Here is a 15,446-nt window from a genome sequence, read left to right on the forward strand (position 1 = left end):
GGTACCCGGTTCACTACATCGGTAGTACAGTCGAGGCGTCGCCCCACTACACATGTAGTGAACCGGGTGATCGCCGACGTACCCAGGAGACGTTCCCAGGAGGAGTCATGGCACAGCCCTCGCACGCCGTCGTCATCGGCGGCGGCATCGGAGGTCTCACCGCCGCCGCGGCCCTGCACCGGCGCGGTCTGCGGGTCACCGTGCTGGAGCGGGCCCGCTCCCTGGAGCCGATCGGCGCGGCCATCTCGCTCTCGCCGAACGCCCTGCGCGCGCTGGACACCCTCGGCATCGGCGACCGCATCCGCGACCTCGCCGCCTGGCAGGGGGACGGTGGGCTGCGGACACCGCGCGGACGCTGGCTCTCCCGCACCGACGCCGCCGCCGCGGCCGAACGCTTCGGCGGCCCGCTCGTCCTGCTGCACCGGGCCACGCTCATCGACAGCCTCGCCGCCCTGCTCCCGGCCGACGCCGTCCGTACGGCCGCCACCGCGACCCTCGCCGACCCGGGCGACACCGGGCGCCCGGCCCGCGTCACCGTGCCGGAGGGCGAGCTTGAGGCCGACCTCGTGGTGGCCGCCGACGGCATCCGCTCCCGCGTACGCCAGGCACTGTTCCCGCACCACCCGGGACCCGTCTACTCCGGATTCACCACCTGGCGCGTGGTGATCCCCGTGCCCGGTGCCACGTTCGCCTCCCACGAGACCTGGGGCCGGGGCCGTATCTGGGGCACGCACCCGCTCAAGGACGGCCGGGTCTACGCCTACGCCGCGGCCGTCACCCCCGCCGGGCAGCATGCCCCGGACGACGAGAAGGCCGAACTCCTGCGCCGCTTCGGTGACTGGCACGACCCGATCCCCGCCGTCCTCGCCGCCACCCGCCCCGAGGACGTGCTGCGCCACGACGTCCATCAAATCGCCGAGCCGCTGCCCGCCTACCACCACGGCCGGGTCGCCCTGCTCGGCGACGCCGCGCACGCCATGCCGCCGACCCTCGGCCAGGGCGGCAACCAGGCCATCGAGGACGCCGTCGTCCTGGCCCACCACCACGAGGACCTCGCGGCCTACTCGGCGGCCCGGCTGCCCCGTACGACCGCCATCGCCCGCCAGGCCGTCCGCACCGCCCGGCTCAACATGATGGAGAGCCGCGCCGGGATCGCCGTACGCAACGCCGCCATGACCGCGCTCTCCATGGCGGGACCCGCGCTGGTCCTGCGCGGCTTCGCGGGCATCGCGGACTGGCGGCCACCGCACGGCCCGTATGCTTCCGCCGAGGTATCCACAGGCAACCGCTAACCGCTAGGAGACGTCCGTGAAGGTCGGCTGCATCGGGCTCGGTGACATCGCACAGAAGGCCTACCTGCCGGTGCTCGGCGCACGGCCGGGGCTCGAACTGCACCTCCAGACCCGGACCCCGGCCACCCTCCACCGCGTCGCCGACGGCCTGCACCTCCCGCACGACCGGCGGCACGCGGACCTGGACGCGCTGCTCGCCCAGGACCTCGACGCGGCGTTCGTCCACGCCCCCACCACCGCCCACCCCGAGATCGTCACCCGGCTCCTGGAGGCGGGCGTGCCGACGTACGTCGACAAGCCCCTCGCCTACGAACTCGCCGACTCGGAACGGCTGGTGAGCCTCGCGGAGGAGCGGGGCGTCGCCCTGGCGGTGGGCTTCAACCGGCGCTACGCACCCGGATACGTGCAGTGCGCCGAGCATCCGCGCGAGCTGATCCTCATGCAGAAGCACCGCGTCGGGCTGCCCGAGGAACCGCGCACGACGATCCTCGACGACTTCATCCACGTCGTCGACACCCTGCGCTTCCTGGCGCCGGGACCCGTGGACGACGTGACCGTACGGGCCCGGGTCGAGGACGGGCTGCTGCACCATGTGGTGCTCCAGCTCGCCGGTGACGGATTCACCGCGCTCGGTGTGATGAACCGGCTCAGCGGTTCGGTGGAGGAGATCCTGGAGGTCTCCGGGCAGGACACCAAGCGGCAGGTGGTCAATCTGGCCGACACGATCGACCACAAGGGCCAGCCGACCGTGCGGCGGCGCGGGGACTGGGTGCCGGTGGCCCGGCAGCGCGGCATCGAACAGACCGTACTGGCCTTCCTCGACGCCGTCCGCGCGGGAGAGGTGCTCAGCGCTCGGGACGCGCTGGCGACCCATGAACTGTGCGAGCGCGTGGTGACCGCGGTGCAGGAGCGCCCCCTCGCCCTCTGAACGCCCGCACGCCCTCGGTCGCGCACAGCCCGACGAGGATCAGCAGGGCGGCGTCGACCGGCCAGTCGCCGTAGCGGACGTACGGGGTGACGCCGTGACTGAGCGGCACGTCGTACACCACGGCGGTGCTCCGGCCGGTGCCGAGCCAGGAACCGATGCGCTCGCCGCTCGGGCCGTAGACGGCGGAGACGCCGGTCAGCGTCGCGTGCACCATGGGGCGGCCGGTCTCCGCGGCGCGCAGCGCGGCCAGCGAGGCGTGCTGCTCCGGCGCCCAACTGTGCTGGAACGTCGAGGTCGAGGACTGGGCGATCAGCAGATCGGCGCCGTCCTTGGCGAGATGGCGGCTCATGTCGGGGAACGCGGACTCGAAGCAGATCATCGGGCCGACCCGCAGTCCGTTCCCGACGTTCATCACCACCTGCTCGGTGCCGCGCCTGCGGTTCACCTCGGCCGCCTTGCCGACCGAGGTGGCCCAGCCGAGCACCGACCGCAGCGGTATGTACTCGCCGAACGGGACGAGCCGCATCTTGTCGTAGCGGTCGCCGGTCGGGCCGTGTGGGCCTATGAGCACGGAACTCTTGTATATGCCGGGCAGGTCGGAGCGGCGCGCGTCGACGTTCACGAGGACGTCCGCGTGCATCTGCCGGGACAGGGCGGCGATCCGGGCCGCGAGATCGGGCCGGCGCGCGAGGTCGTAGCCGACGCTGCTCTCGCCCCAGACGATCAGGCTCACCTGCTGTCCGGCCAGTTCGCGGGTGAGCCGCTCCTCGAGGGCGAACCGCTTGGTGGCGCTGTCCGTGCCGCCGACGATGCCGGGCTGGACGACCGCGATCCGGGCCCGCCCGTCGATCTCGGGGCGGGGCGACCAGACCCAGGCCGCCGAGGTCGCGACGGCCGCCGTGGCGAGCCCGGCCACCGCGGGGACGCGGGCGGCGCGCACCGTCACGAGCACGGCGAGCGCCACGTTCGCGGCGACGATCAGGAAGCTCAGCAGCCACACCCCGCCGACGGAGGCCAGCCGCAGCGCGGGCGCCACCTGCCACTGGCTCGACCCGAGCAGCCCCCAGGGGCCGCCGAGCCCCTGCCAGGAACGGACCAGTTCAGCCATCAGCCAGGCCGAGGGCAGGACGAGCAGGGCGGCGCCGATCCGCTTCGGCGAAGGTCTGCCGCCCAGGAAGCGCCGCACCAGCCAGCCCCAGGGCGCCCACAACAAGCCGAGCAGCGCCGCGATGACGAACAGGAACACGTGCAGACTCGGCAGCAGCCAGTGGTGCACCGCCACCAGGAACCCGAAGCCGCCGCACCAGCCGTCGTAGAGGGCGCGTCCGCCGGTGGGCGCGGAGCGGGCGAGCAGGATCCAGGGGATCAGCGCGACGTAGGCGAACCACCACCAGGAGGGCGCGGGGAAGGCGAGCATCGGCAGCGCCCCGGCGAGCATCGCGGCGGCGCCGCGCCACCAGCGGGAGGCGAGCCAGTCGCTGGGCATCCTCAAGTCGGCGCCTCTCTCCCGGGGTACGTGCCCTTCCAGTGTGCGCGCCGGTGAGGATCTTCGACAGGGCACCTCGGGGCAGGTGGCACGGGCCGATCGGCGCCGGGCCTCACCCGTGGTGTGCTCAGGCCGCCTTGATCATCTCGCCGCGCTTGGCCGCGGCCCACTCCACGACCAACAGCTCGTACTCCGCGCGCTGCTGGGCCGACAGAGAGCCACCCGCGCGCAGCCAGAGCGCGCGGATCCGCTCGTTCAGATCGTCGGCGGACCGTGCGGAACCAAGGCTCAAGGAATCGGGGGACATGCGGACAAGCCTAGGGGCAAGCACTGACAGCGCGCTACCGGGTGCCTGCGCACACGGTATGCGCTTGGTCACGATCGGTTCGGGTCCGCTTCGGACATGCGTTCGATGTCAAGGGGGACGCCTTCCCCTTGTGCGGGTGCACGGGATGCCTGTCGGAAGCTCGTCACGGCCAACTGTGCCGCTCGACGAACCATTCCTCAGGTCCGCCTCCGTACCACTCGATCAGGGGCGATTCGATCACGTCCAGGTCGTCCCAGCCTCCGAATCCGGCGCGTTGCAGCAGGACCGCCACGTCGTGCAGGCGGTATGCCGTGCCCAGGTTCACGTCGTCGGCCTGGATGCTTCGCCCACCGGTTCCGGTGGGCGCGGACACGATCAGATGGTGCTCGGCCATGCCTCCAGCTTCGCCCCTGGGCGCACGGCTCGCATGTTGAGCCGTTCGGGTACGGTCCTGCCCTGGCCGCCTAGCGGCCAGTGAAGTGGTGGCGCTTGCGCCAGGCCACCGCCGCGCCGGCCAGTGCCGGGACCGCGATGAAGCCCATCGCGATCAGGAAGGCGGGCGAGGTCGGTTGCGCGGCGCGGGCGCCCGCGACGGCGTACGCGGCGGTGTTCGGGATCGACCCGAGCGCCGTCGCGGCCAGGAACGCGGCCCAGCGCATACGCGAGACCGCCGCGCAGTAGTTGGCCGCCCAGAACGGCACCCCCGGGAACAGCCGGGCAGCCATCATCGAGCGGAACCCGTGCCTGCTCAACTGCCCGTCCGCCGCCTTCAGCCAGCGCCCGCGCAGCAGCGGGCGCAGCGCGTCCTGCCCGAGCAGACGGCCGAGCCCGAAGGCGATCCCGGCCCCGAGCACCGTGCCCGTCAGGGCCGTGCCGGTGCCCAACTCGGAGCCGAACAGCGCGCCCGCCGCGAGGTTCAGCAGCGGACGCGGTACGAACGCGACCGTGCACACCCCGTACGCCGTCGCGAAGACCAGCGCCGCCGCGACACCCCCGAGCTGCGGCGGCCAGCCATGGGTCAGCAGCCGCTGCGGCTCGAACAGCAGCATGCAGGAGGCGGCCGTGGCGAGCAGCAGCACCAGCAGGGACAGCCGCGACCAGGGCGAGAGCAGCACTCTTGTGCAGCGGTCGGCGATCCGGAGCGGTGGGGCGACGGTGGTGGCCGGCGGGATGGCGAACTCCGTGGCGGCGGCCCGGGGAGAGGCCGCGGCGGTGCCCCCAGAGCGGGTGGTGGCATCGAGCATTCGGTGACAGTAACCGACCGGCGTGTGTGATCGCCGCAGGGCGGGGGCGGTGCGGATCGGTGTGGGAGGGGGGAGTGGGTCAAAAACCGTTCGACGTGCGGGGGTTCTTCGGCGAGGATCTCACCCATGTTCCGGTACGCCTTCGTTCTCGCAGCATCCGCCGCAGCGGATGCCCCGAAGGCTGCCTTCCCGCTCCTCGTGGCAGCCGTCGACGGCGCCCGAAGCTGACCCTCCCCGGAACGTCCGGCGGACCCCGCAGGGGGAGGGTCGGTACGTCATCGGGGTCCCCGTCCCGGCCGGAATGCCCGCGCCGGGGCCGACACTCGGCACCACCGAACAGGCTTCGAGGTACAGCCATGTCCAAGACGGCATACGTGCGCACCAAGCCCCATCTGAACATCGGCACGATGGGTCACGTCGACCACGGCAAGACCACCCTGACCGCCGCCATCACCAAGGTCCTCGCCGAGCGCGGCGCCTCCGCCTTCGTGCCCTTCGACCGGATCGACCGGGCCCCGGAGGAGGCGCGGCGCGGCATCACCATCAACATCGCGCATGTCGAGTACGAGACCGACACCCGGCACTACGCCCATGTGGACATGCCCGGCCATGCCGACTACGTCAAGAACATGGTGACGGGCGCCGCGCAGCTCGACGGGGCGATCCTCGTCGTCTCCGCGCTCGACGGGGTCATGCCGCAGACCGCCGAACACGTGCTGCTCGCCCGGCAGGTGGGCGTCGACCACATCGTCGTCGCCCTGAACAAGGCCGACGCGGGCGACGAGGAACTCACCGACCTCGTCGAGCTGGAGATCCGGGACCTGCTCACCACGCACGGCTACCCGGGCGAGTCCGCGCCGGTCGTCCGGGTCTCCGGCCTCAAGGCCCTTGAGGGCGACGCCCGTTGGACCGCGGCGATCGACGCGCTGCTCGACGCGGTGGACACGTACGTGCCGCTGCCCGAGCGGTACGTCGACGCGCCGTTCCTGCTGCCGGTGGAGAACGTGCTCACCATCACCGGCCGCGGCACGGTCGTCACGGGCGCCGTGGAGCGCGGCACCGTCCGCGTCGGCGACCGCGTCGAGGTGCTCGGCGCCGAGGTGGAGAGCGTGGTCACCGGCCTGGAGACCTTCGGCAAGCCCATGCAGGAGGCGCAGGCCGGGGACAACGTGGCGCTGCTGCTGCGCGGGGTGCCCCGCGACGCGGTGCGCCGAGGCCACATCGTCGCGGCCCCCGGCAGCCTCGTACCCAGCCGTCGCTTCTCGGCGGAGGTCTACGTCCTGTCGGCGCGCGAGGGCGGCCGTACGACCCCGGTGTCCACCGGCTACCGCCCGCAGTTCTACATCCGCACCGCGGACGTGGTCGGCGACATCGACCTCGGGGAGACGGCGGTCGCCCGGCCCGGCGACACGGTCACGATGACGGTGGAGCTGGGCCGTGAGGTCCCGCTGGAGCCCGGCCTCGGCTTCGCGATCCGCGAGGGCGGCCGGACGGTCGGCGCGGGCACGGTGACGGCCGTGGACTGAGCCCAGGTGCGCGGGTGCCCGCCCGGTGGGGTGGGCGCCCGCGTCCACGGCGGTCCGGCGGCCCGGCACAATGGACCGGTGACCGAGCCCATACCAGTGACCCGCGCCGTGGACCACGGGACCGCCAAGCTGATGCCCGACGTGGACCGCGAGCGGGCCTGGCTGCTGACGGTCGACGGGGCGCCGCAGTCGTACGTCGATCTGGACGCGCCGACGCATCTGGAGTTCGAGTACACGAGGCGGCTCGGCCATGTGCTGGACACCGTGGCCGAACCGGGCCGTGCGCTGGACGTCCTGCATCTCGGCGGGGGCGCGCTCACCCTGCCCCGCTATCTCGCCGCGACCCGGCCGGGCTCGCACCAGGACGTCGTGGAGGCCGACCGGGGCCTGCTCGACCTCGTCGTGGCCCATCTGCCCCTGCCCGTGGGCGCCGACATCACCCTGCACCCGGCCGACGCCCGCGCCTGGCTGGAAGCCGCGCCGCCCGCCTCCGCCGACATCGTGATCGCGGACGTCTTCGGCGGCTCGCGCGTCCCCGCCCATCTGACGACGGCGGCGTACGCACGCGCCGCCGAGCGGGCGCTGCGCCCGGACGGCGTCTATCTGGCGAACCTCGCGGACGCCGCGCCCTTCGCCTTCCTCCGCTCCCAACTCGCCACGTTCGCCGCGGTGTTCGAGGAGCTGGCGCTGATCGCCGAGCCCGCGGTCCTGCGTGGACGCCGCTTCGGCAACGCCGTCCTCGTCGCCGGTCATCGGCCGCTGGACATACCCGTTCTGGCCCGCCGCGCCGCCGCGGACGCCTTCCCCGCCCGCGTCGAACACGGCGCCGCGCTACGGGACTTCATGCGCGGCGCCGAGCCGGTGCACGACGGCAACGCCGTACCGTCGCCCGAACCGCCGGGCGGGGCCTTCACCATCGGCTGACCGGGCCGGGACGCGCCAAGGCCCCACGACGCGTGGGGCCTTGGCGCGTGACTCAGGGGTGACTCACTCTCCGGTGGGGTCTCCGTGGAGCCGCACCGTGCTGAGTATCTTCATGACCGTGTCGTCCGGGACTTCGTCCTTCACGCCCGTGGCCCCGTAGAAGTTCCAGGCGACGAAGTCACCCTTGGAGTTCTTGAAGCCGAACGTGATGGCCTTGCCGTCGCTCGCGCACTTCCCCTTCTGGGGCGTGTTCTTGGAACGGGCCCAGGCGTACGCGCCCTCGACGCCGGACGCGGTCGTGTACGACTTCGCCGTCTCGTCGAAGGTCAGGCTCTTCTTGTCGGGCTGCGTATAGCCGCCGAACACCCACCAGGGGACGTTCCGAACGGCGGCGTCAGCAGCGTCCTTGGCGCCGCTGGAGCCCTTGGTGCCCGCCGCGGCCAGCTTGGTGTTCTCCATCTGGCCGTCCTTGTCCTCGTCGGCCGTGCACCAGTTCTCCTTGTAGATGGCGGGCGCGGACATGGTGATGAGGGGCGGTTCACCGGCCTTGCCGCCGGTCTTCTCGAAACCGATCAGCGTGTCCGGCGACTCGACGGACCAGTCCGGCGGCACATCGAAGGCGGTGCCCCACCTGGGGTTGATGACCGTCTTCCAGCCGGCGATGACCGGCTTGTCGCTGTCGGGGTCACGCGGGTTCACGGTCGAGGTCGGCGAAGGCTTCGCGCTGTGCGAAGGGCTGGACTCCGCCTTGACGTGCTTGCCGTTGTCGTCCTTGTCCTTGCCGAGCACCAGGAACCCGGTCACACCGGCGGCGACCACCACGGCAGTGGCGGCCACGATGGCGACGAGCTTCGTCCGGTTGCCGCCGCCCCCACCGCTCGGCGGCTGGGCCGAAGTACCGGGGACCGTCGGCGCGTTCCACTGCGGTTGGCCGGGCTGCTGATAGGGGTTCGGCTGCTGGTATCCCGGCTGCTGATACGGGTTCGGCTGCTGATACCCCGGCTGCTGGTAGGGGTTGTCGTTCTGCGGATTCTGCTCGCCCCCGGGCGGCTGCTGTCCTGGCCACATGGTCGACCAGCCTAGTGCCGCCCGTGACACGTTTCGGTCACCGATCTTCGTCAGGCCGGTACCGGAAGGCGGCCAGTGGTACCACCCATCAGCTACTCATTGGTACTACTCGCCGGTAACATCTCGTGCATGACAGTTGAGAACGCCTCGATGGGCGAGAAGCTGGCCACCGCGGTCCCGATGGTGCGCACCCTGAACCTGGAGTTCGTCGAGGTCACCTCGGAGCGCGCGGTGCTGCGGCTGCCGGACCAGCCGGACTACCACAACCACCTCGGCGGCCCCCACGCGGGCGCCATGTTCACCCTGGCCGAGTCCGCCAGCGGTGCCATCGTCCTGACCGCCTTCGGTGACCAGCTCTCGCGCGCGGTGCCGCTCGCCGTGCGGGCCGAGATCGACTACAAGAAGCTGGCGATGGGGGCCGTCACGGCCACCGCCACCCTGGGCCGCCCGGTCGCCGAGGTCATCGCGGATCTCGACGCGGGCAAGCGGCCGGAGTTCCCGGTGGCCATCGCCCTGCAGCGCGCGGACGGGGCCGTCACGGGCGAGATGACGGTGGTGTGGACCCTGCGCCCCAACGGCTGAGGCTGACGCCAACGCGGCTGCACCGCCCCGGAGTTCGGGGCCGTGCGGCCGTGGCACGGGTGCCGTCCCCGACCGCTCGACGCGCCAACTCGTCCACCCGGTAGGCGTTCTCGCGCGCAGTCCACGCAGCGATCCACCGGGCATCGGCCGGTGGGGACCTTCCCTGGCGGCCCCGTCCGCGCTCAGTACTTCCAGCGATACGCCGCCGCCACCAGCTCGTCGTCGAGTCCGGCCACGGCGGCGATCTCGCCGAGGCGTACGGCGGTCACCGCGTCCGCCAGGACCGGTCCCAACGCGGCGCGGAGCCGCTCGTCCTTGCTGAACTTCCCGACGGCCTCCTCCAGCGAGGCCGGCAGGCGGTACGCGCCCCGCGCCACCGCCTCCTCGGCCGTGAACCGCGCCGGATCCCCGGTGATCTCGTCGGGCAGCGGCAAGGACGACTCCAGGCCGTCGAGCCCGGCGGCGATGAGGCAACCGAGCGCGAGATACGGGTTGGCGGCCAGGTCGACCGGCTTCACCTCCAGGTTCGCCGCCCGCTCGGACAGCCCCGCCGTGCCGGTGATGACCCGTAGCGCGGCCTCACGGGTCTCGTGACCCCACACGGTGAACACCCCGGCCCACTGCGAGGGCTTGAGCCGGAGATAGCTCGCCGGGCTCGGCGCGGTCACCGCCGTGAGCGCGGGCAGATGGGCCAGGATCCCGGCGGCGAACGACTCGGCCTCGGCCGTCATGCCGTACCGATACCGGCCCCCCGCATGGAGATCGACCCCGTCGCGCCAGGCGGAGAGATGGACATGCCCGCCGTTGCCGACCCCTGCGCCGGTCACCGCCGGGCTGAAGACGGCCCGCAGCCCATGGCGCCTGGAAACCGCCCGGATGGTCTGCCGGACCAGAACGCTCCGGTCCGCGGCGGCGACGGGATCGAGTGCGCCCACCGAGATCTCGAACTGCCCCGCCGCGTACTCGGGATGGAGCTGGTCGACGTCCACTCCCTGGGCCGCGCACGCGGCCAGCAACTCCGCCAGGTAGTCGCCCAGTTCGACCTGGCGGACGGCGCCGTAGGCCGGACCCGTGGTCGCGGGCACGAACTCGCCCTCCGGCGCGGAGTCCAGCCCGAGCATCCACTCGACCTCGATGGCCGCCTTGAACGCGATGCCATGGTCCCGGGCGGCGTCCGCGACGACATGGCGCAGGAACGTACGGCCGCACGCCGGGTGGCGCTCGCCCTCCTGGGTGATCCGGTCCACCGGTGCCCACGCCCAGCCGGGCTGCCCGGAGAGCACCACGAGGCGGTCGAGGTCCGGATAGAGACGCAGATCACCGTCCGGCGAGCCGAGTACGTCGGTGGAGACGATCGCGTCGTTCGCCAGGAACGTGTCGAACACCGGTGACATTCCCACGCCCCAGGCGGCGGCCGAGGCGAGCCGGGCCGTCGGGATCGTCTTGACCCGCGTGATGCCCGCGGTGTCGACGTACGCCAGGACGACGCCGTGCACGCCCCGCGCCGAGAGTTCCTCGCCGAGCGCGGTGGCCCGCTCGACGTCACCCGGGCGCCCGCCGGGTCGGGGGTCTGCAAGCGCGGTCATGCGTCCTCCTCGGCGGTGGGGCTCGGCCCGACGGACAGGCGGCAGCGCCGTGTCCCGGCCGTCTCACCGGGTGAACGAGCGACGCGGCCCATGAGTTGCGTCACAGCGACGGCGCGCGGGGCGCGGGCGGGGCGGGCCCGGTCGGCGGGGGCGCGAGCCCGTCGTCCATGCCGGTCGAACAGGTAGGCTTCCTGGAGTGCGCCCCGAGGGCGTGCGCCAAGACATGGACGCGAAACGGGGAGGACCGGTAGTGCACGTCCAGGAGTGGCTCGACACGGTACCCGCGGCCCTCGTCTACGTCGTCGTCGGCCTGGTGATCGGCCTGGAGAGCCTGGGCATTCCGCTGCCGGGCGAGATCGTTCTGGTCTCGGCCGCGCTGATGTCCTCCCAGCACGGAGGCATCAACCCCGTGGTCCTGGGCGCCTGCGCGAGCCTCGGCGCCGTCGTCGGCGACTCCATCGGCTACGCCATCGGCCGCAAGGGCGGCCGGCCCCTGCTGGCCTGGCTGGGGAAGAAGTTCCCCCGGCACTTCAGCGAGGGCCATGTCGCGACGGCCGAGCGGTCCTTCACCAAGTGGGGCATGTGGGCCGTCTTCTTCGGCCGGTTCGTCGCCCTGCTGCGCATCTTCGCGGGCCCGCTCGCCGGTGTGCTGCACATGCCGTACTGGAAGTTCCTCATCGCCAACGTCCTCGGCGGCGTCATTTGGGCGGGCGGCACCACCGCGGTCATCTACTACCTCGGCGTGGTCGCCGAGTCCTGGCTCAAGCAGTTCTCGTACCTGGGCCTGGTGGCGGCCGTGGTCATCGGTCTCGCCTCGATGCTGATCGTCAAGCGGAAGGCGAAGAAGTCGAACGCCGAGCGCGAGGCGGCCGAGCCCGAGAGCGTCCCGACCGCCGACTGACGCCTCGGACCCACTGACGCCTCGGGCCGACCGAGGCCTCGGACCGACCGGGGCCCTCAGGACTCCTCGTGCACGTCTCGGTGCGCTCGCGCGAGATCCGCGTACATCGTTCCGTTCAGCGTGATGCCCTCGCGCTCCTCGGCCGTCAGTTCCCGCCTGACCTTCGCGGGGACACCGGCGACGAGTGAGCCCGGGGGCACCCGCATACCCTGCGGCACCAGGGCCTGGGCGGCGACGAGGGAGCCCGCGCCTATCACCGCGCCGTTGAGGACCGTGGCACCCATCCCGACCAGGCAGTCGTCCTCGACGGTCGCCCCGTGGACGACGGCGTTGTGGCCGATGGAGACCCGCTCCCCGACGGTGACCGGGAAGCCCGGGTCCGCATGGAGCGTGCAGTTGTCCTGCACATTGCTGCTCGCCCCGACCGTGATCCGTTCCACGTCGCCGCGCAGCACCGCGCCGTACCAGACACTGGCGCCCGCGCGCAGCCTCACATCCCCGATCACCACGGACGTGGGCGCGGTGAACGCCTCCTGGTCCACCTCGGGTTCCCTGCCGCCGATGCCCGTGATCAGCGCCTTGTGCGTCATCACCGTCTCCACCGTCTCCTCGTGCGTCGCTCCGTCGTCGGCACCGTACGCCATCGGTGGGGCGAAGATCACAGCCGTACGGGGCCGAGGGCGCACCCCGTGCTGAGTACGGTGAGCGGGTGCCCAGGAGCAGGAACACGTTCTCGTCATGGCGGCGCGCTCTCGCGCAGCGCGCCGTTCACGCTGTCTGGGCCTGGGCGCAGCGCACGGGTTCCGTGACCGCGGAGCGTCCCGGGCGCCTCCGCTTCGGCGCGATGGGCACCGGTACGCGGCTCGCCTTCCCGCTCGGCACGGTCTTCGGGGAGCCCTGGATCCACCTCGGCGCGCACTGCATCATCGGCGAGCAGGTCACCCTGACCGCAGGTCTGATGCCCGACCTCGATCTCGGCCCGCACCCCATCCTGCGTATCGGCGACGGCGTCGTGCTCGGCCGCGGCAGCCATGTCATCGCCGACACCACGGTCACGATCGGCAGCGACTGCTACTTCGGGCCGTATGTCTACGTGACCTCCACGAACCACTCGTACGACGATCCCCGCCAGCCCATCGGCAAGCAGTGGCCGCGGATGGAGCCGGTGGAGATCGGCTCCGGGTGCTGGATAGGGACGGGCGCGGTGATCCTGCCGGGCGCGCGGATCGGGCGGAACGTGGTCGTGGCGGCCGGGGCGGTCGTCCGCGGAGAGGTGCCGGACCACGCGGTGGTGGCCGGGGCCCCGGCCCGGGTCGTACGGCGCTGGACACCGGAGGACGGCTGGCAGCCGCCGCTGCGGACCCCGGCCCCGGTGCCGATCCCCGACGGGGTCACCCCCGAGCAGTTGCTCGCGCTGTCGGACCTGGACGACGAGGCCGTCTCGCGGCTCGCGGAGCTGGACGCCGAGGCCTGAGCCGGTCTCGGCGCCGAGGTGCCCGTAGGGGAGCCGGTCCACCGCTGTAACGTGCGGCCCATGCGCGCACCCATCGGAGACTTCGACCACGCCACGCCCGCCCCCGACTGCCTCGACGAGCTGACCCGCCCGGTCGCGGACGCCGTACGGCAGTGGAGCGGCAGTGTGCCCGCCGAGCAGATCGTCTACGTCGACACCAACCCCGAGTGGGCCGACACCTCGGTCTTCCTGGAGCACTACGGCAAGGATCTGCTCGACCGGTCCGCCAACTGCGTCGTGGTCGCGGGGAAGCGGGGCGGCGAGACGACACTCGCGGCGTGCGTCGTCCTCTCCGGCACGCGGGTCGACGTCAACGGTGCGGTCCGTCGCCGACTGGGCGCCCGTAAGGCCTCGTTCGCGCCGATGGAGGTGGCGACGGGGGAGACCGGCATGGAGTACGGCGGGATCACTCCGCTCGGACTGCCCGGTAGTTGGCCGGTGTTGGTGGACTCGTCGGTGGTCGACCTGCCCTGTGTCCTGGTCGGCAGCGGACGGCGGCGGGGCAAACTGCTGGTGCCGGGCAAGGCGTTCGCGGAGCTGGCGAACGCGGTGGTGCTGGAGGGGCTGGGCATCTGACGTCACGTCAGGACGAAACGGCCGTGGGCCAGGACCGGAGCGGTCCTGGCCCACGGGCCTTGTGGGGCCCGGCCGTTGATGCGGCCGGACCCCGATGGATCAGGCGGCGGCGGACACCGTCTGCGCGACCAGTGCGAGGGCCTTGGTCAGACCCTCGACGACCTCGGCGTCGTCGGCCGGGTGGGTCTCGGCGAAGCGGGTCATGGAGCCGGGGATGGCCAGCTTGGCCTCCTCGACGACGACGGCACCGGCGACCCCCACGGCCTTGCGGGCCTCGTCCTGCGCCCACACGCCGCCGTACTGGCCGAACGCGGTGCCGACGACGCCGACCGGCTTGCCGGAGAGGGCGCCCGCGCCGTACGGGCGGGACAGCCAGTCGATCCCGTTCTTCAGGACGGCCGGGATGGTGCCGTTGTACTCGGGCGTGAAGAGCAGCAGGGCGTCGGCCTTGCCGGCGGCGGCACGCAGCGCGGCGGCGGCCTGCGGAAGGCTGCCCTCGACGTCGATGTCCTCGTTGTAGAAGGGGACCTCGGCGAGACCCTCGAAGAGCTCCACCTCGACGCCCTCGGGGGCGTGCTTCACGGCGGCCTCGGCGAGCTGGCGGTTGTGGGAACCGGCGCGAAGGCTGCCGACGAGCGCGAGGATGCGTACGGACATGGCGAAACTCCCAGAGAGTGTGCGTTGAGAAGCCAAGCGGACCGAGTGAGTCCGTTGAATGTTGTACCACCTTAACCGGACCGAGGTCCACTTGCTCGTGGAGCATAACCGGACCAGGGTCCACTTCGCGCAACTTAAGCGGACCAGGGTCCGCTTGTCTCTCCGAGGCGCTACGCTGGCCCCATGATCGAGCCGCTCCCGCCCCTTCGCGCGCCGCAGGACGACCACGGCGGCCGTACCGACCTCGCGCTCATGCCGACCGGGCCGGCGCCCCGCCTGCGCGCCGACGCCGCCCGCAACCGCACCCGGCTGCTGGAGGTCGCCGCCTGCCTCGCCGCCGAACGCGGCATCGCGAACGTGACCATGGAGGACATCGCCCAGGGCGCGGGGGTCGGCAAGGGCACCGTCTTCCGGCGCTTCGGTGACCGCACGGGCCTGCTGGTGGAGCTGCTCAGCCACTACGAGCAGCAGCTCCAGTCCTCCTTCTTCTCCGGGCCGCCACCGCTCGGTCCGGGCGCGTCCCCGGCGGAGCGCCTGTGCGCCTTCGGCTCCACCGTGATCCGCCATGAGCACGCGCACCGGGACCTCTATCTGGCCGCACACGCGGAGCCGGGCCGCCGCCGCAGCAGCCCGCCGTACCAGTTCCGGCTGGCCCACGTCCGCATGCTGCTGCGCGAGGCGCGGGTGGGCGCCGACATCGACCTCGTCACGCACACGCTGCTCGGCTATCTGGAGACGGTCCTCGTGGACGACCTGCTCACCCGCCACGGGATGTCCGTGGAGCGCGTGGAGGCGGGCTGGTGCGATCTGGTCGGCCGCTACACGGGGCGATGTCCCGCCTGACGCGTGCCTCCGG

The 15,446-nt window shown here is 72.3% G+C and carries 17 protein-coding genes; 9 read left to right on the forward strand and 8 right to left on the reverse strand.

Translation table 11 applies throughout. The annotated features are described in order from the left end of the window. Positions 1–17: 17 nt before the first annotated feature. Together NGF19_RS09205 and NGF19_RS09210 are read left to right on the forward strand one after the other, a co-directional pair. On the forward strand, positions 18–1,292 hold the full coding sequence (locus NGF19_RS09205; RefSeq protein WP_372505637.1) for an FAD-dependent monooxygenase: 1,275 nt from the start codon (positions 18–20) through the stop codon (positions 1,290–1,292). Positions 1,293–1,308: 16 nt separating this feature from the next. After that, a complete protein-coding gene (locus NGF19_RS09210) occupies positions 1,309–2,220 on the forward strand; it encodes a Gfo/Idh/MocA family protein (RefSeq protein ID WP_252423935.1) in 912 nt (303 codons plus the stop codon). Here the strand turns inward: NGF19_RS09210 and lnt are convergent. The 4 genes from lnt to NGF19_RS09230 all read right to left on the reverse strand — a co-directional run bounded on the left by lnt (position 2,138) and on the right by NGF19_RS09230 (position 5,257). Beyond that, the gene (gene lnt / locus NGF19_RS09215; protein WP_252423937.1) at positions 2,138–3,706 is read right to left on the reverse strand and encodes an apolipoprotein N-acyltransferase; all 1,569 of its coding nucleotides are present in this window, start codon (positions 3,704–3,706) and stop codon (positions 2,138–2,140) included. The genes NGF19_RS09210 and lnt overlap by 83 nt on opposite strands. 127 nt (positions 3,707–3,833) lie before the next feature. Next, positions 3,834–4,013 carry a hypothetical protein gene (locus NGF19_RS09220; RefSeq protein ID WP_252423939.1) on the reverse strand — a complete coding sequence of 60 codons (180 nt, stop codon included), beginning with the start codon at positions 4,011–4,013 and terminating at the stop codon, positions 3,834–3,836. Between the two features lie 163 nt (positions 4,014–4,176). Beyond that, positions 4,177–4,407 carry a hypothetical protein gene (locus NGF19_RS09225; protein ID WP_252423940.1) on the reverse strand — a complete coding sequence of 77 codons (231 nt, stop codon included), beginning with the start codon at positions 4,405–4,407 and terminating at the stop codon, positions 4,177–4,179. Between the two features lie 70 nt (positions 4,408–4,477). Next, positions 4,478–5,257: a TVP38/TMEM64 family protein gene (locus NGF19_RS09230; RefSeq protein WP_252423941.1), complete on the reverse strand. Its 780-nt coding sequence runs from the start codon at positions 5,255–5,257 to the stop codon at positions 4,478–4,480. Positions 5,258–5,613: 356 nt separating this feature from the next. Here NGF19_RS09230 and tuf point away from each other — a divergent pair, with 356 nt between their 5' ends. Further along, the gene (gene tuf, locus NGF19_RS09235) at positions 5,614–6,783 is read left to right on the forward strand and encodes an elongation factor Tu (protein ID WP_252423942.1); all 1,170 of its coding nucleotides are present in this window, start codon (positions 5,614–5,616) and stop codon (positions 6,781–6,783) included. A 78-nt stretch (positions 6,784–6,861) separates the two neighbouring features. Continuing rightward, positions 6,862–7,707, forward strand: coding sequence for a spermidine synthase (locus NGF19_RS09240; protein ID WP_252423943.1), 846 nt, complete (start codon positions 6,862–6,864; stop codon positions 7,705–7,707). A gap of 63 nt (positions 7,708–7,770) precedes the next feature. Here the strand turns inward: NGF19_RS09240 and NGF19_RS09245 are convergent, their stop codons facing one another. Further along, positions 7,771–8,775, reverse strand: coding sequence for a DUF8017 domain-containing protein (locus NGF19_RS09245; RefSeq protein WP_252423948.1), 1,005 nt, complete (start codon positions 8,773–8,775; stop codon positions 7,771–7,773). A 129-nt stretch (positions 8,776–8,904) separates the two neighbouring features. On the opposite strand from NGF19_RS09245, the gene NGF19_RS09250 reads away from it, so the two are divergent. Continuing rightward, on the forward strand, positions 8,905–9,357 hold the full coding sequence (locus tag NGF19_RS09250; RefSeq protein WP_252423950.1) for a DUF4442 domain-containing protein: 453 nt from the start codon (positions 8,905–8,907) through the stop codon (positions 9,355–9,357). A 182-nt stretch (positions 9,358–9,539) separates the two neighbouring features. Here the strand turns inward: NGF19_RS09250 and NGF19_RS09255 are convergent, their stop codons facing one another. Beyond that, positions 9,540–10,943 (reverse strand): type I glutamate--ammonia ligase, encoded by a 1,404-nt coding sequence (locus NGF19_RS09255; protein ID WP_252423952.1) that lies wholly within the window; start codon positions 10,941–10,943, stop codon positions 9,540–9,542. A gap of 250 nt (positions 10,944–11,193) precedes the next feature. Here NGF19_RS09255 and NGF19_RS09260 point away from each other — a divergent pair, with 250 nt between their 5' ends. Beyond that, positions 11,194–11,844, forward strand: coding sequence for a DedA family protein (locus tag NGF19_RS09260; RefSeq protein WP_252423954.1), 651 nt, complete (start codon positions 11,194–11,196; stop codon positions 11,842–11,844). A 56-nt stretch (positions 11,845–11,900) separates the two neighbouring features. Here the strand turns inward: NGF19_RS09260 and NGF19_RS09265 are convergent, their stop codons facing one another. Beyond that, positions 11,901–12,434 (reverse strand): gamma carbonic anhydrase family protein, encoded by a 534-nt coding sequence (locus NGF19_RS09265; RefSeq protein ID WP_252424322.1) that lies wholly within the window; start codon positions 12,432–12,434, stop codon positions 11,901–11,903. Positions 12,435–12,553: 119 nt separating this feature from the next. Here NGF19_RS09265 and NGF19_RS09270 point away from each other — a divergent pair, with 119 nt between their 5' ends. Then, complete coding sequence (locus tag NGF19_RS09270; protein WP_252423956.1) at positions 12,554–13,318, forward strand: acyltransferase; 765 nt, start codon at positions 12,554–12,556, stop codon at positions 13,316–13,318. A gap of 60 nt (positions 13,319–13,378) precedes the next feature. Beyond that, entirely contained in the window at positions 13,379–13,933 is a 555-nt protein-coding gene (locus NGF19_RS09275) for a YbaK/EbsC family protein (RefSeq protein WP_252423957.1), read from the forward strand. Between the two features lie 99 nt (positions 13,934–14,032). Here NGF19_RS09275 and NGF19_RS09280 read toward each other — a convergent pair whose 3' ends face one another. Beyond that, positions 14,033–14,590: an NAD(P)H-dependent oxidoreductase gene (locus NGF19_RS09280; RefSeq protein ID WP_252423959.1), complete on the reverse strand. Its 558-nt coding sequence runs from the start codon at positions 14,588–14,590 to the stop codon at positions 14,033–14,035. 183 nt (positions 14,591–14,773) lie between these two features. Here NGF19_RS09280 and NGF19_RS09285 point away from each other — a divergent pair, with 183 nt between their 5' ends. Next, on the forward strand, positions 14,774–15,433 hold the full coding sequence (locus tag NGF19_RS09285; RefSeq protein ID WP_252423961.1) for a TetR/AcrR family transcriptional regulator: 660 nt from the start codon (positions 14,774–14,776) through the stop codon (positions 15,431–15,433). Positions 15,434–15,446: the final 13 nt, after the last annotated feature.

The sequence above is a fragment of the Streptomyces macrolidinus genome (genome assembly GCF_023887685.1).
Lineage (GTDB): Bacteria > Actinomycetota > Actinomycetes > Streptomycetales > Streptomycetaceae > Streptomyces > Streptomyces macrolidinus.

Excerpts from the sequence above, each read along its gene's own strand:
- lnt (WP_252423937.1), bottom strand. The coding sequence starts at position 3,706 with ATGCCCAGCGACTGGCTCGCCTCCCGCTGGTGGCGCGGCGCCGCCGCG.
- NGF19_RS09220 (WP_252423939.1), bottom strand. The coding sequence starts at position 4,013 with ATGTCCCCCGATTCCTTGAGCCTTGGTTCCGCACGGTCCGCCGACGAT.
- NGF19_RS09225 (WP_252423940.1), bottom strand. The coding sequence starts at position 4,407 with ATGGCCGAGCACCATCTGATCGTGTCCGCGCCCACCGGAACCGGTGGG.
- NGF19_RS09230 (WP_252423941.1), bottom strand. The coding sequence starts at position 5,257 with ATGCTCGATGCCACCACCCGCTCTGGGGGCACCGCCGCGGCCTCTCCC.
- tuf (WP_252423942.1), top strand. The coding sequence starts at position 5,614 with ATGTCCAAGACGGCATACGTGCGCACCAAGCCCCATCTGAACATCGGC.
- NGF19_RS09245 (WP_252423948.1), bottom strand. The coding sequence starts at position 8,775 with ATGTGGCCAGGACAGCAGCCGCCCGGGGGCGAGCAGAATCCGCAGAAC.
- NGF19_RS09250 (WP_252423950.1), top strand. The coding sequence starts at position 8,905 with ATGACAGTTGAGAACGCCTCGATGGGCGAGAAGCTGGCCACCGCGGTC.
- NGF19_RS09255 (WP_252423952.1), bottom strand. The coding sequence starts at position 10,943 with ATGACCGCGCTTGCAGACCCCCGACCCGGCGGGCGCCCGGGTGACGTC.
- NGF19_RS09265 (WP_252424322.1), bottom strand. The coding sequence starts at position 12,434 with ATGACGCACAAGGCGCTGATCACGGGCATCGGCGGCAGGGAACCCGAG.
- NGF19_RS09275 (WP_252423957.1), top strand. The coding sequence starts at position 13,379 with ATGCGCGCACCCATCGGAGACTTCGACCACGCCACGCCCGCCCCCGAC.
- NGF19_RS09280 (WP_252423959.1), bottom strand. The coding sequence starts at position 14,590 with ATGTCCGTACGCATCCTCGCGCTCGTCGGCAGCCTTCGCGCCGGTTCC.
- NGF19_RS09285 (WP_252423961.1), top strand. The coding sequence starts at position 14,774 with ATGATCGAGCCGCTCCCGCCCCTTCGCGCGCCGCAGGACGACCACGGC.